General features: G+C 71.2%; 11 protein-coding genes. 10 read left to right on the forward strand and 1 reads right to left on the reverse strand.

Features of this window, described 5'->3' with window-relative positions:
* Positions 1–75 precede the first annotated feature (75 nt).
* From ACSMXR_RS20410 to ACSMXR_RS20420, 3 genes are all read left to right on the forward strand, one after another.
* Positions 76–456 (forward strand): TadE family type IV pilus minor pilin, encoded by a 381-nt coding sequence (locus tag ACSMXR_RS20410; RefSeq protein WP_381846570.1) that lies wholly within the window; start codon positions 76–78, stop codon positions 454–456.
* Entirely contained in the window at positions 453–1,022 is a 570-nt protein-coding gene (locus tag ACSMXR_RS20415; RefSeq protein WP_473169599.1) for an Rv3654c family TadE-like protein, read from the forward strand. The genes ACSMXR_RS20410 and ACSMXR_RS20415 overlap by 4 nt, the downstream gene beginning before the upstream one ends.
* A 91-nt stretch (positions 1,023–1,113) precedes the next feature.
* Positions 1,114–1,674, forward strand: coding sequence for a redoxin domain-containing protein (locus ACSMXR_RS20420; protein WP_308342321.1), 561 nt, complete (start codon positions 1,114–1,116; stop codon positions 1,672–1,674).
* 9 nt (positions 1,675–1,683) lie between these two features.
* Here the strand turns inward: ACSMXR_RS20420 and ACSMXR_RS20425 are convergent, their stop codons facing one another.
* Positions 1,684–4,155 (reverse strand): DEAD/DEAH box helicase, encoded by a 2,472-nt coding sequence (locus tag ACSMXR_RS20425; protein ID WP_473169600.1) that lies wholly within the window; start codon positions 4,153–4,155, stop codon positions 1,684–1,686.
* Positions 4,156–4,234: 79 nt separating this feature from the next.
* On the opposite strand from ACSMXR_RS20425, the gene ACSMXR_RS20430 reads away from it, so the two are divergent.
* From ACSMXR_RS20430 to topA, 7 genes are all read left to right on the forward strand, one after another.
* The gene (locus ACSMXR_RS20430; protein WP_003967428.1) at positions 4,235–4,588 is read left to right on the forward strand and encodes an STAS domain-containing protein; all 354 of its coding nucleotides are present in this window, start codon (positions 4,235–4,237) and stop codon (positions 4,586–4,588) included.
* 199 nt (positions 4,589–4,787) lie between these two features.
* The gene (locus ACSMXR_RS20435; protein ID WP_137235646.1) at positions 4,788–5,258 is read left to right on the forward strand and encodes an ATP-binding protein; all 471 of its coding nucleotides are present in this window, start codon (positions 4,788–4,790) and stop codon (positions 5,256–5,258) included.
* A 552-nt stretch (positions 5,259–5,810) separates the two neighbouring features.
* Positions 5,811–8,240, forward strand: a complete 2,430-nt coding sequence (locus ACSMXR_RS20440) for a sodium-translocating pyrophosphatase (protein WP_473169601.1) — start codon at positions 5,811–5,813, stop codon at positions 8,238–8,240.
* Positions 8,241–8,586: 346 nt separating this feature from the next.
* On the forward strand, positions 8,587–9,234 hold the full coding sequence (locus ACSMXR_RS20445; RefSeq protein WP_473169602.1) for a small secreted protein: 648 nt from the start codon (positions 8,587–8,589) through the stop codon (positions 9,232–9,234).
* Positions 9,235–9,312: 78 nt separating this feature from the next.
* Entirely contained in the window at positions 9,313–10,854 is a 1,542-nt protein-coding gene (locus tag ACSMXR_RS20450; RefSeq protein ID WP_473169603.1) for a DUF7059 domain-containing protein, read from the forward strand.
* A 502-nt stretch (positions 10,855–11,356) separates the two neighbouring features.
* Complete coding sequence (locus ACSMXR_RS20455; RefSeq protein ID WP_032791540.1) at positions 11,357–11,554, forward strand: hypothetical protein; 198 nt, start codon at positions 11,357–11,359, stop codon at positions 11,552–11,554.
* Positions 11,555–11,835: 281 nt separating this feature from the next.
* Positions 11,836–14,730 (forward strand): type I DNA topoisomerase, encoded by a 2,895-nt coding sequence (gene topA, locus ACSMXR_RS20460; protein ID WP_218525332.1) that lies wholly within the window; start codon positions 11,836–11,838, stop codon positions 14,728–14,730.
* Positions 14,731–14,780 lie beyond the last annotated feature (50 nt).

Genomic DNA, 14,780 nt, shown 5'->3' on the forward strand with positions numbered 1-14,780 from the left:
TCGAACGGTGGCCTTCCCCGGGTGCGGCGCCGGGGCCGGACCGCGAGCGGTTACGGGTGTGGCGACCGGGGTGCGGTGACCGCGGAGGCGGCTGTGGTGATCCCGGTGCTGGTGGCCTTCGTCATGGCGTTGCTGTGGGCGCTGATGGCGGTCTCGGACCAGATCCGTTGCGTGGACGCGGCCCGGGCGGGGGCACGGGCCGCGGCTCGCTCGGAGCCGGAGGCGGCGGTGCTGGAAGTCGCGCGTGACGCGGCGCCCCATGGCGCCCGGGTCGAGATCGGTCGGGCGGGAGACCTGTGGCGAGTCCGGGTGGAGGCGCCGACCCCGGGGCCGGGCGTGCTGGCCCTGACGCTCAGCGCCGAGGCGGCTGCCCTGGCGGAGGACACGGTGGGGGAAGTGGCGGGGCGGAGGGTGGGGGAAGCGGTTCCGGAAATGGTGGGAGGTGCCGGGTCATGAGGGCGCGCGGGGGCGAGGGCCGGGGGCCGAAAGGGGGTCGTCGTCGGGACGTGCCCGGATGCTGGGGCTGGGGCTGGGGCTGGGGCTGGGGCTTGAGGCAGGGCGCGGGCAAGGGCGTTGGCGTGGGCCGAGCCTTAGGCAGGGGCAGGGGCAGGGGCAGGGGCAGGGGCAGGGGCCGAGGTGTGGAGTGGGTCGTGGGCCGGGCCGTGGGGCGGGGTGCGGATCGGGGAGTGGCCACGGTGTGGGTGGCTGTCACCGCGGCTGCTCTGTGCACCGTGTTCGCCGTGGTGCTCGCGCTGGGGCAGGCCGTGGCTGCCCGTCACCGGGCAGGCGGAGCCGCAGATTTGGCGGCCCTCGCAGCAGCGGACCGGGCGCTGGAAGGGGCGTCGGCGGCGTGCGAGGCGGCTCGGCGGGTAGCCCTGGCTCAGGGCGCCGTGCTCGTTCGCTGCGCGGTGCTCGGGGAGATCGCCGATGTGACCGCCCGGTCGAGGTTCGGGCCCTACGAACCCGCCGTCAGGTCTCGGGCAGGGCCCCCGGACCGCACCCCGCGCCACGCTGGCCGGTGAGGCAGACGAGGCCGCCCGCACCGTCCGGACCGGGTGCTTCGTCGGTGGGCACCTGCGTCGGCCCGGGGCCCCGGTGGCATCATCGACGAACGTGAAGACGCTACGGGCCTCGGCCGCGATGACCATGCTGCTGGCAGCGCTGGCGGGATGCTCGACCTCGCCCTCGCCCGTGGACGGCGCCGGCGGGCCCGCGCCGATGAAGTCGTACGCCCGGGCGGACCGGGTGGAGATGCCGGAGATGGCGGGGGAACGCGTCGACGGTGACGGGCGGTTCAGCCTGAAGGCGCTGCGGGGCAAGGTCGTCGTGGTCAACGCGTGGGCGTCGTGGTGCGGCCCGTGTCGCGCGGAGGCCCCCGGGCTCTCCCGGGTGCACGAGGAACTGCGGGGCAAGGGCCTGCGGGTGGTGGGGGTCAACACGGATGTGTCGGTCGGCAAGGCTCGTGCCTTCGAGAAGGACGCGGAGCTCCTGTATCCGAGCCTGCACGACCCACAGGGCCGACAGCTCCTTCGGCTTCCGAAGGGCGTGGTGAACACCGCCGGATACCCGTTCACGATCATTGTCGACCCGGAGGGGCGGATCGCTGCGGCACGGATCGGAGCGATCGACGAGACGGAGCTGAAGCGGTTGGTCGTACCGCTGTTGCCTGTCTGACGGCGACTCCTAACGCCTCGTTCCATCCGGCTCCGGAGGCGCGGCCCTGAGGAGTTCGGTGAGCAGCCGTACGGCTCCGCGTTTGTGCAGGGGCTCGTTGCCGTTGCCGCACTTGGGGGACTGGATGCAGGAGGGGCAGCCCGCCTCGCACTCGCAGGACGCGATGGCCTCCCGGGTCGCCGTCAGCCACGTACGGGCGGTGTGGAAGGCCCGCTCGGCGAATCCGGCGCCTCCTGGGTGGCCGTCGTACACGAAGACCGTCGGCAGCAGGGTGTCCGGGTGCAGCGGTACGGACACGCCGCCGATGTCCCAGCGGTCGCAGGTGGCGAAGAGGGGGAGGAGTCCGATCGAGGCGTGTTCGGCGGCGTGGAGCGCGCCGCCGAGGATCTCCGGGTTGATGCGGGCGGCGTCGAGCTGGTCCTCGGTGACCGTCCACCAGACGGCTCGGGTGCGCAGGGTGCGGGGCGGCAGGTCGAGCTTCGTCTCGCCCAGGACCTCCCCGGTGATCAGTTTCCGGCGGAGGAAGGAGACGACCTGGTTGGTGACCTCGACGGAGCCGTAGCAGAGCCGTCCCTGGCCCCAGGGGATCTCGGTGTCGGTCTCCAGGACGGTGATGGCCGTGGTGTCACGGGCGACCGTCGAATACGGCGGGTCGGCCTGCTCGACCAGGGCCACGGAGTCCTCCAGGTCCAGTTTCCGGACCAGGTGGGTGCGGCCCTGGTGGAGATGGACGGCCCCTTCGTGGACGGCCGTGTGGGCGGCGGCCGCGTCGACGGTGCCCAGCAGGCGGCCGGTGCCCTCCTCGACGATCTGGACGGGACGGCCACCCCCGCCTCGGATGTCGGCGAGGTCGGCGGCTCGTTCGCGCCGGGTCCAGTGCCAGCCCGAGGCCCGCTTGCGCAGCAGTTTCGCGGCCTCCAGCTGCGGCAGCAGTTCGGGCACGGCCGGGCCGAAGAGTGCGATGTCGGGCTCGGTGAGGGGCATCTCGGCGGCCGCGGCGCAGAGATGGGGGGTCAGGACGTAGGGGTTGTCCGGGTCCAGCACGGTCGACTCGACGGGTTGCCGGAACAGCGCCTCGGGGTGGTGCACCAGATAGGTGTCCAGCGGGTCGTCCCGGGCCACGAGAACGGCCAGGGCGCCCTGCCCCGAGCGGCCGGCGCGGCCCGCCTGCTGCCAGAGGGACGCCCGGGTGCCCGGGTAGCCGCAGATGACGACCGAGTCGAGGCCGGAGACGTCGATGCCGAGTTCCAGGGCGGTGGTGGCCGCCAGACCGAGCAGTTCGCCGGAGTGCAGCGCCCGCTCCAGGGCCCGGCGTTCCTCGGGAAGGTAGCCCCCGCGATAGGCGGCGACCCGCTTCGGCAGCGAGCGGTCGACCTCCGCGAGGCGTTCCTTGGCGATCACCGAGATCAGCTCCGCGCCGCGCCGGGAGCGTACGAAGGCGACCGAGCGGACGCCCTGGAGAGTGAGGTCGGTGAGCAGGTCGGCGGTCTCGGCCGTCGCGGTACGGCGTACGGGGGCGCCCTTCTCGCCGTGCAGATCGGTCAACGGGGGCTCCCACAGGGCGAAGACCAGTTCGCCGCGCGGGGAGGCGTCGTCGGACACCTCCCGGACCGGCAGGCCCGTCAGACGCCCGGCTGCGACCGCGGGATCCGCGGCGGTGGCCGAGGCCAGCAGGAAGACCGGATCGGCCCCGTAGCGGGCGCACAGGCGGCGCAGACGGCGTAGCACCTGGGCGACGTGGGAGCCGAAGACGCCGCGGTAGGTGTGGCACTCGTCGATCACGACGAACCGCAGGGCGCGCAGGAAGGACGCCCAGCGGGGATGGGAGGGCAGTATTCCGCGGTGCAGCATGTCGGGGTTGGTCAGGACGTAGTTCGCGTACTGCCGAACCCATTCGCGTTCCTCGACCGGGGTGTCGCCGTCGTAGACCGCGGGCCTGACGGCGTTGCCGAGCGGGGCCGCCAACGCCTTCACCGAGCGCCGCTGGTCGGCTGCCAGGGCCTTGGTGGGGGCGAGGTAGAGGGCGGTGGCCCCACGGCCGTTCGGGGCCTCGGAGCCGTCGAGCAGGGTGCTGAGGACCGGTGCGAGGTACGCGAGCGACTTTCCGGAGGCCGTGCCGGTGGCGATCACGACGGATTCGCCGTCCAGCGCGTGCTCGGCGGCGGCCGCCTGATGCGCCCACGGATGGTCGATCCCGGCTTTTTCGATCGCCGAGATCACTTCTGGCCGGATGCGATCCGGCCAGATGGCATGGGTTCCCGATCGCGGGGGCAAGTGCTCCGTATGAGTGATGCGCGCGGCCCGGCCCGCCCCTGTGGCGAGCCGGTCGAGGATCATGGCGGGAGAGGGGCGCGAGCCCCTGCTCTCGGGTGGTCGTCCGGGACGGTGATTCTTGGCCATCGGCACCGAGTGTGTCACTGGCGTGACGGACAATGGTCCCAAGGCGTCGTGCATGGCTGCTGGTAAGTGATTGAATGCCATCGCGGCTGGCGATCCGTCCCCTGGCCTCCGTCGGGGAGACCGAGGGGCGACCGCTCGATAGCAAGGTGCTGGAGGATCCGTGGACCTGTCCCTGTCGACTCGCAATGTGTCCGGCCCTGGTGGCGACCGTACGGTCGTCGAGGTCGGTGGCGAGATTGATGTGTATACCGCGCCCAAGCTGCGCGAGCAGTTGGTCGAGTTGGTGAATGACGGCAGCTACCACCTGGTTGTCGACATGGAAGGCGTCGACTTCCTCGACTCCACCGGCCTCGGCGTGCTCGTGGGCGGCTTGAAGCGTGTCCGGGCCCATGAGGGCTCGTTGCGCCTGGTCTGCAACCAGGAGCGCATTCTCAAGATCTTCCGGATCACAGGTCTGACCAAGGTGTTCCCGATTCACACCACGGTCGACGAGGCTGTCGCCGCCACCGACTGAGGTCGGAGCGGGCCGGCCCTCGGGCCGGTCGGCAGGCAGTGAACAGGCCGGCAGCGGCAGCGCATGGGCCGTGACGGGCAGGCGGTCGACCTCAGGGTCGGCTGTCGGCTTTGTCGGCTTCCGGAGGAGAAGAGCAGGGGTGCCGGGCGACACGCCCGGGGCCCCTGAGGCGTACGCCCGAACGTTCGAGGGGGATGGCATGGCCACCGTTGAACTCCGCTTCAGCGCCCAGCCTGAACATGTCAGGACGGCCCGCCTGGTGGCGGCCGCCGTGGCGCGCCGGGCCGGCGTGGACGAGGCGGTGCTCGACGAGGTCAGGCTCGCCGTCGGCGAGGCGTGCAGCCGCGCGGTCGGGCTGCACCGCAGCCACGGCATCACCGCGCCGGTCAGCGTCGCGTTGACCGAGGAGGAGAAGGCGTTCTCCATCGAGGTCGGGGACAGCGTGCCCGGCCCCGGCGGCGATTCCGCCGAGCCCGGGGCGCACGACGCCGCCGGTGCCTCTGGAGCCGGGCTGGACCGGTCCGACTCCGAGTCGGACGGCGAGGGCGAGGACGAGATGGGCCTCGCGGTCATCAGCGGTCTCGTCGACGACGTGGAGGTCCGTTCCGGTGCGGGCGGCGGAGTGATCCGCATGAGCTGGCCGACGGCCGTCGCAGCGGTACGCCCCTGAGGCCGCGCCCGGAGGCCTTGAGCCCCCGCGCCCGGAGGCCGTGAAGCCCGTGCTTGGGGGCTGTGAGACCCGCCCGAGGCCCTGAGAACCCGTGCCTGGAGGCTGTGAGCCCCCGCGCCCGAGGCCGTGATGCTCGTGACCGGCGGTCGCAGGCCGGTCGGAGGGCCCTGGCCACGCGCCCAGGCCGCCCTGAGACCAAGCCGCCCCCGCCAGGCGCTGAGCCCGTGCCCGTGATTCCCGGGCGACGCTGAGGCCCGTCTTGCGGCCCTGCGGTTCTGTGGCCCTGTGCCTCCGAGGTTCTGCGGATCGTGGGGCCCGAGGTGTGCGGGGGATGTGATGTTTCGTTTTGCCGGGTCCTGTTGAGCAGGGCCTTTTTCGCTTGCGGTCGCGCGGTAATGCGCCTGCCCTATTACTGCATTCGAGCAGCATCTCTCCGCTGATCTTTCGGCGTTGGGGGGAGAGCGATCAATTCTCTTCCCGCCCACTGTTTTGATCAGGTTCCGCTCCCTACAATCCGTCCACGACTTGAGCGCTGAGCGTCAAGGAGGACGTATGGCGGAGTTCTTCACCACCCCAATGGCAGCACTGACGCAAGAATCCGCATTTTCCGACCGGCCCGTCTCCCTCGCGGCGGCGGTACTCACGGACGGCAACCGGCTGATCGTCATCGTGGTGGCGGTCGTCGCCGTCGCCGCGTTGATCGTCGCCCAGCTGCTCGTACGCCAGGTCCTGGCGGCCGGCGAGGGCACCGAACGTATGAAGGAGATCGCCGCGGCGGTCCAGGAGGGCGCGAACGCCTATCTGGCCCGACAACTGCGCACGGTCGGTGTTTTCTCCGTCGTCGTGTTCTTCCTGTTGTTCCTGTTGCCGGCCGACAACTGGTCGCAGCGCGCGGGGCGTTCCCTCTTCTTCCTGGTGGGTGCGCTTTTCTCGGCGGCGACCGGATACATCGGCATGCGGCTCGCCGTACGGAGCAATGTGCGGGTGGCCGCGGCTGCGCGTGAGGCGACCCCGGCGGAGGGCGAACCGGAAAAGGATCTCACCGCCGTCTCGCACAAAGCGATGAAGATCGCTTTCCGTACCGGTGGCGTGGTCGGGATGATCACGGTGGGACTCGGTCTGCTCGGGGCCTCCTGCGTGGTGCTCGTCTATGCCGCCGACGCGCCCAAGGTGCTGGAGGGGTTCGGCCTCGGCGCGGCGCTGATCGCCATGTTCATGAGGGTCGGCGGTGGGATCTTCACCAAGGCCGCCGACGTGGGAGCCGACCTGGTGGGCAAGGTGGAGCAGGGGATTCCGGAGGACGATCCGCGCAACGCCGCCACCATCGCCGACAACGTGGGCGACAACGTCGGTGACTGCGCGGGCATGGCCGCCGACCTCTTCGAGTCGTACGCCGTGACGCTCGTCGCCGCGCTCATCCTCGGCACGGCGGCGTTCGGCGACTCCGGTCTGGCCTTCCCGCTGATGGTTCCGGCGATCGGTGTCGTCACCGCGATGATCGGCATCTTCGCGGTCGCCCCGCGCCGCGCCGACCGCAGTGGGATGACCGCGATCAACCGGGGCTTCTTCATCTCCGCGGTGATCTCGCTCGCCCTGGTGGCCGCGGCCGCGTTCGCCTATCTGCCGTCCTCGTACGCCGATCTGGACGGGGTCACCGACGGGGCGATCGCCGAGCACGGTGGCGATCCGCGGATCTTCGCCCTGGTCGCGGTGGCCATCGGCATCGTTCTGGCCGCGCTCATCCAGCAGCTCACCGGCTACTTCACCGAGACCAACCGCCGCCCGGTCCGGGACATCGGGAAGTCCGCGCTCACCGGTCCGGCCACCGTGGTGCTCGCGGGCATCTCCATCGGCCTGGAGTCGGCGGTCTACACCGCGCTGCTGATCGGCCTCGGGGTCTACGGGGCGTTCCTACTGGGCGGTACGTCGATCATGCTGGCGCTCTTCGCGGTCGCGCTCGCCGGGACGGGGCTCCTCACCACGGTGGGCGTCATCGTGGCCATGGACACCTTCGGGCCGGTCTCGGACAACGCCCAGGGCATCGCCGAGATGTCCGGAGACGTCACGGGGGCCGGCGCCCAGGTGCTCACCGACCTGGACGCGGTCGGCAACACCACCAAGGCCATCACCAAGGGCATCGCCATCGCGACCGCCGTTCTCGCGGCGTCCGCGCTCTTCGGCTCCTACCGTGACGCCATCGCGACGGCCGTCGCGGACGTCGGGGCCGGGGCGGGCGAGCTGGGGCTGAGCCTGGACATCTCGCAGCCCAACAACCTCGTCGGCCTGATCCTGGGCGCCGCGGTCGTCTTCCTGTTCTCCGGGCTCGCCATCAACGCGGTGTCCCGGTCCGCCGGGTCCGTGGTCTACGAGGTCAGGCGGCAGTTCCGCGAGCACCCCGGGATCATGGACTACTCGGAGAAGCCGGAGTACGGGCGCGTCGTCGACATCTGCACCCGCGACGCCCTGCGTGAACTGGCCACACCGGGCCTGCTCGCGGTGCTGGCGCCCATCGCGGTCGGCTTCACCCTCGGCGTCGGCGCGCTCGGCTCGTATCTCGCCGGCGCGATCGGCACCGGAACGCTGATGGCGGTGTTCCTCGCCAACTCCGGCGGCGCCTGGGACAACGCCAAGAAGCTCGTCGAGGACGGTCATCACGGCGGCAAGGGCAGCGAGGCCCATGCCGCGACCGTCATCGGCGACACGGTCGGCGACCCGTTCAAGGACACCGCGGGCCCGGCGATCAACCCGCTCCTCAAGGTGATGAACCTGGTCGCCCTGCTCATCGCTCCGGCGATCGTGCAGTTCAGCTACGGCGCGGACGCGAATCCCTGGGTGCGGGCACTGGTGGCCGTCGTCGCCATCGGGATCATCGTCGTCGCGGTGTACGTCTCCAAGCGGCGGGGCATCGCCGTGGGTGACGACGACGCCTCGGCAGGCGGCGGGCCCTCGGTCCCCGCGCCGGACCCCGCGCCGGCCCCGTGATCCGTACGTACGGTCCCTGACCAGTGACCAGTGACCAGTGACCAGTGACGAGTGACGAGTGACGAGTGACGTGCGTCGCGTCGCGTGTGATGGGTGATCAGTGAGTGGGCGGACGGTGCGTGCTGACGCGCCGTCCGCTCACGCCTTGTACCCCGGGGCGATGATCAGGAGCAGCCTTTCGGGTGAGTTACCGCTCGCGCGTCCGATTCTCTGCATGAGTGGCATCTCCCTCATTTCCCTTGGTGCAAATGGCTTCAAAAGCGTGCACACCGGATGACCGGCACCCGGCTGTCGCCCCCTCGGCGTGTAAGTTCCGGGGCCGAGAGCCTTGGAAGGGACCAATCCGGTGAACAAGAAGCTTGCAGCCGCACTGTCCGGCGGTGCGGTACTCGTACTGACGCTGTCGGGTTGCAGCGACGACAGCGACAACAAGGTCAACGACTGGGCCAAGAAGGTCTGCGACCAGGTTCAGCCGCAACTGCAGAAGATCGCCAACGCCAACGCCTCCATCCAGCAGCAGACCGCGGACAACAGCAAGCCCGCCGACGTCCAGAAGACCGACTCGGCCGCCTTCCAGCAGATCTCCCAGGCGTACAAGTCGCTGGGCGCCGCGGTGGACTCGGCGGGTCCGCCGCCGGTCGACGACGGCGAGACCACGCAGAAGGAAGCGGTGAAGGAGCTCAACGCCTCCTCCAAGGCGTACGCCGACCTCAAGACCGACGTCGACGCGCTCGACACCAAGGACCAGGCGAAGTTCGCCGACGGACTGAAGGGCATCGCCGACGATCTGAACAAGATCAGCACCAGCGGTGACCAGGCGCTGAAGAAGCTCCAGTCCGGCGAGGTCGGCGTCGCCATGTCGAAGCAGAAGGGCTGCCAGAAGCCGACCGCCTCGACCGGTCCTTCCGGCTCCGGGGCGGCCGACGCCGACGCCGGCGCGTCCCCGGAGGCCTCGGCCCCCGAGAAGAAGGACTCCGAGGAGAAGAAGGCCTGAGCGCCGTTCTCCCGGCCCGGACACCCGCCGGGTGTCCGGGCCGCTGCCGTTGTCGGTGGGACCGGACACAATGGGTGGGTGAGTAAGAGCAGCCTTCCCGCACCCGACCACGCCGCCGGCCTCCGTGAGGCCCTGCTCGCCGCGGACTTCACCGCGGACGGGCTCCTCGACCGCCTCGGCGCGCCCGCCTATGCCGCCCTCGCCCGCAGTGAGACCGTCCCCGCGCTGCGGGCCACCCGGGGCGACACCCCGCTCGACACGCTGGTGCGGCTGTTCCTCCTGCAGCGGCCCGTCGCCGAGGAGCGGGCCCGCGCCGCCCTGCCGCTGGACGAGTGCGCCGCGGACGGCTGGGTGACCCGGGAGGCGGACGACGGCACGGTCCGCGCGAGCGTCGACGTACGGCCGTACGGGGGCCCGGACGGCGAGGACTGGTTCATCGTGTCCGACCTCGGCTGCGCGGTCGGCGGTGCGGGCGGGATCGGCTCGCGCGAGGAGGGCGTCGTCCTCGGCGTCGGCGGGGCCTCCACCACCCTCGCCGGCATCACCGTCCGTACGCCGGTCGCCTCGGCCCTCGACCTCGGTACGGGCTCCGGCATCCAGGCGCTGCACGCCGCCCAGCACGCGACCCGGGTAATCGCCACCGACCTCAACCCCCGCGCCCTGGAGTTCACCCGGCTCACCCTCGCCCTGTCCGGCGCCGCCCCCGCCGATCTGCGCGAGGGCTCCCTCTTCGAGCCGGTGGGCTCCGACACGTTCGACCTGATCGTCTCCAACCCGCCCTTCGTCATCTCGCCCGGCGCCCGCCTCACCTACCGGGACGGCGGCATGGGCGGCGACGACCTGTGCCGCACGCTGGTGCAGCAGGCGGGCGACCATCTGAACGACGGCGGATACGCCCAGTTCCTCGCCAACTGGCAGCACGTGGAGGGCGAGGAGTGGCAGGACCGGCTGCGCTCCTGGGTGCCGTACGGCTGCGACGCCTGGATCGTCCAGCGCGAGGTGCAGGACGTCACGCAGTACGCCGAGCTGTGGCTGCGGGACAGCGGCGACCACCGCAGCGATCCGGCGGAGTACGACGAGCGGTACGAGGCGTGGCTCGACGAGTTCGAGGCGCTGGGCGCCACGGCCGTCGGGTTCGGCTGGATCACCCTGCGCAAGTCCGCCGCGGCGGCGGCCGGGAACCCCTCGATCGTCGTCGAGGAGTGGCCGCACGCGGTGCAGCAGCCGCTCGGGCAGGCCGTCCAGGACCACTTCGCCCGCCAGGACTACCTCCGCGACCAGGACGACGCGGCGCTGCTCGCCGGGCACTTCTCCCTCGCCGCGGAGGTCGTGCAGGAGCAGGTCGGCCTGCCCGGCGCGGAGGACCCCGAGCATGTGGTGCTGCGTCAGCACCGCGGCATGATGCGGGCGACCAAGGTCGACGCGGTGGCCGCCGGGTTCGCGGGTGTGTCCGACGGCTCGCTGCCCGCCGGGCGGATCCTGGACGCCATCGCGCAGTTGATGGCGGAGGACCCGGTGCTGCTGCGCGATCGCACCCCGCAGGCGATCCGGCTGCTGGTCGAGGAGGGCTTCCTGGAGCCGGTGCCCGGCGTCGGACAGCAGGGCGTGCGGGGCGCGTAGGTCCTGCCCGTACGGATACCTTCCCGTCCGGGCCGGGGCCGCCGTACGGATGTCTTCCCGTCCGGGCCGGGGCCGCCCGTACGGATGCCTTCCCATACGGGTTGTGGCCGCCCGTACGGCTGTCTTCCGGTACGGGCCGGGGCCGCTCCCCGTTCGGGCGGCGGTGACCTTTTCACCAGTGTGTTCGTACCCGGCGCTCCCTCCGACGCGCCCGGACCGCGGATTCCGGTCGCGGTCGGACCACGCGGTCGGGGCGCGGTCCCCGGGCCGGCCCCGCCCGCGTTCTCCGGAGGCCGGTCCGTACCGGTCCCTGCCGGTCCGTAAGCGGCTGATGGTGTTCCGCCGGGCGGCGGGAGAGTGCTGTTCACCCCGGGTTCGTGTGGACGATGCCCCGGAGTGACAACCTCCCCGTGCCGGACCGCCGAGGTCCGGATCCGACGGGCCGGCCGGCCCGTCCCGGGCGGTCCGCCCGACGGGTCACACGACGGTCCAGGAGTACGACATGGAGAGCGTCTCAGCAGTCTTCGCCGGTACGGCCCTGGCGCTGTTCGGCGCCGCCCTCCTGATCTGGACAGGGGCGCGAGCCCTGCACCGCGCGCCGGTGGCGCACGGTGTGAGCCCCGTCGCCTCCACCGCACTCACGACGCTCTTCGGCGTAGTTTTCCTCGGCCTCGGCGTGTGGTGCTTCACGCTCGTCTGATCCTCGCCTCCGGCCGGGCGGAGCCCGGGACGACAGGTCTTCCGAAGGTCACCGCGACCGCCTCCGAAAAGCCGCAGGCCGAAGCCCCGCACGGCGCGGACCCGGCGGTCCGGGCGGCAGGAATGGCGGAAGTCGGGTTACCGTTCGAGTGGCCGTTGCGGGCTTTTGCCGTTTGACACGGGGGCGGGTTGTACCGTCACACTCCGCAGCGACAGCACCGCGGGCAGCGTCACGACGCTGCCCGGATGCCCACCGAGTGTCGACCGGAGAGAAGAGCGAAGTTGTCCCCGACCAGCGAGACCGCACAGGGCGGCCGCCGACTCGTCATCGTCGAGTCGCCTGCCAAGGCGAAGACGATCAAGGGCTATCTCGGCCCCGGATACGTCGTCGAGGCGAGCGTCGGGCACATCCGCGACCTCCCGAACGGCGCGGCCGAGGTCCCGGACGAGTACACCGGCGAGGTCCGCCGCCTCGGGGTGGACGTCGAACACGACTTCCAGCCCATCTATGTCGTCAACGCCGACAAGAAGGCCCAGGTCAGGAAGCTCAAGCAGCTGCTGGCCGAGTCCGACGAACTCTTCCTCGCCACCGATGAGGACCGCGAGGGCGAAGCCATCGCGTGGCACCTCCAGGAAGTCCTGCGGCCCAAGGTCCCGGTCCACCGGATGGTCTTCCACGAGATCACCAAGGACGCGATCCGGGCCGCCGTCGCCAACCCGCGCGAGCTCAACCAGCGCATGGTCGACGCCCAGGAGACCCGCCGTATCCTCGACCGCCTCTACGGCTACGAGGTCTCGCCGGTCCTGTGGAAGAAGGTCATGCCGAAGCTTTCGGCGGGCCGCGTCCAGTCCGTCGCCACCCGCCTCGTCGTCGAGCGGGAGCGCGAGCGCATCGCCTTCCGTTCCGCCGAGTACTGGGACCTGACCGGAAAGTTCGCCACCGGCCGCACCGGTGACGCCTCCGACCCCTCGACGCTGACCGCCCGCCTCAGCGCGGTCGACGGCCGCCGCATCGCCCAGGGCCGCGACTTCGGCCCCGACGGGCAGCTGAAGGCCGGCTCCGCCCAGACCCTGCACCTGGACGAGACGAACGCCCGCGCGCTCGCCGCCGCGCTCGCCGACTCCTCCTTCGCGGTCCGGTCCGTCGAGTCGAAGCCGTACCGCCGCTCCCCGTACGCCCCCTTCCGGACCACGACCCTCCAGCAGGAGGCGAGCCGCAAGCTGGGCTTCGGGGCCAAGGCGACCATGCAGGTGGCGCAGAAGCTGTACGAGAACGGCTTCATCACCTATATGCGTACGGACTCCACGACCCTCTCGGACACCGCGATCTCCGCGGCCCGGGCCCAGGTCACGCAGCTGTACGGGGCGAGCTACCTCCCCGACAAGCCGCGTACGTACGCCGGCAAGGTCAAGAACGCGCAGGAGGCGCACGAGGCGATCCGCCCCTCCGGCGACCGCTTCCGCACCCCCGCCGAGACCGGGCTCACCGGCGACCAGTTCCGGCTCTACGAGCTGATCTGGAAGCGGACCGTCGCCTCCCAGATGAAGGACGCGACCGGTAACTCCGTCACCGTCAAGATCGGCGGCCGGGCGAGCGACGGCCGTGACGCCGAGTTCTCCGCCTCCGGCAAGACGATCACCTTCCACGGCTTCATGAAGGCGTACGTCGAGGGCGCCGACGACCCGAACGCCGAGCTGGACGACCGCGAGCGCCGGCTGCCGCAGGTGGCCGAGGGCGACGCGCTGTCCGCCGACGAGATCACGGTCGACGGGCACGCCACCAAGCCCCCGGCCCGCTACACCGAGGCCTCGCTGGTCAAGGAGCTGGAAGAGCGCGAGATCGGCCGCCCCTCCACGTACGCCTCGATCATCGGGACCATCCTGGATCGCGGTTACGTCTTCAAGAAGGGCACGGCACTCGTCCCGTCCTTCCTGTCCTTCGCCGTGGTCAACCTGCTGGAGAAGCACTTCGGCCGGCTGGTCGACTACGACTTCACCGCCCGCATGGAGGACGACCTCGACCGCATCTCGCGGGGCGAGGCCCAGTCCGTGCCGTGGCTCAAGCGCTTCTACTTCGGCGCCCAGCCCGGTGAGGACACCGCCGGAGCCGGATCGGCCTCCGACGCGGGCAACGGCGACGGCGACCACCTCGGCGGCCTGAAGGCCCTGGTCACCGACCTCGGTGCGATCGACGCCCGGGAGATCTCCTCCTTCCCGGTCGGCAACGACATCAAGCTCCGCGTCGGCCGCTACGGCCCGTACATCGAGCGGGGCGAGAAGGACGCCGAGGGGCACCAGCGTGCCGATGTGCCCGAGGACCTCGCGCCCGACGAGCTGACCGTCGAGCTGGCCGAGGAGCTGCTGGCCAAGCCGAGCGGCGACTTCGAGCTGGGCGCGGACCCGGTGACCGGCAACCAGATCATCGCCAAGGACGGCCGCTACGGCCCGTACGTCACCGAGGTGCTGCCCGAGGGCACGCCGAAGACCGGCAAGAACGCGGTGAAGCCGCGGACCGCCTCGCTCTTCAAGTCCATGTCCCTGGACACGGTCACCCTCGCCGACGCCCTCAAGCTGATGTCGCTGCCGCGCGTCGTCGGCGAGGACGCCGAGGGCGTCGAGATCACCGCGCAGAACGGCCGCTACGGCCCGTATCTGAAGAAGGGCACCGACTCCCGGTCGCTGACCTCCGAGGACCAGCTCTTCGACATCACCCTCGAAGAGGCCCTCGCGATCTACGCCCAGCCCAAGCAGCGCGGCCGGGCCGCGGCCAAGCCGCCGCTGAAGGAGCTGGGCACCGACCCGGTCAGCGGTGCGCCGGTCGTGGTGAAGGACGGCCGCTTCGGCGCGTACGTCACCGACGGCGAGACCAACGCGACGCTGCGGACCGACGACAGCGTCGAGGACATCACGCCGGAGCGCGGCTACGAGCTGCTCGCCGAGAAGCGCGCCAAGGGGCCCGCCAAGAAGAAGACGGCCAAGAAAGCCCCCGCGAAGAAGGCGACGGCCAAGAAGACGGCCGCGAAGAAGACGACGGCCACCAAGACCACGGCCGCCAAGAAGACCGCCGCGAAGAAGACGACGACGGCCAAGAAGGCGACGGCCACGAAGACGGCTGCCAAGAAGACGACGACGGCGGCGAAGAAGACGGCTTCGGCGTCCGCCCCGTCGGACGACTGACGGTCGCACCGAGCAGGACGACCGACGGCCGCACCGAGCGGACAGCACCC

It is taken from the genome of Streptomyces sp. DSM 106670 (genome assembly GCF_055792845.1).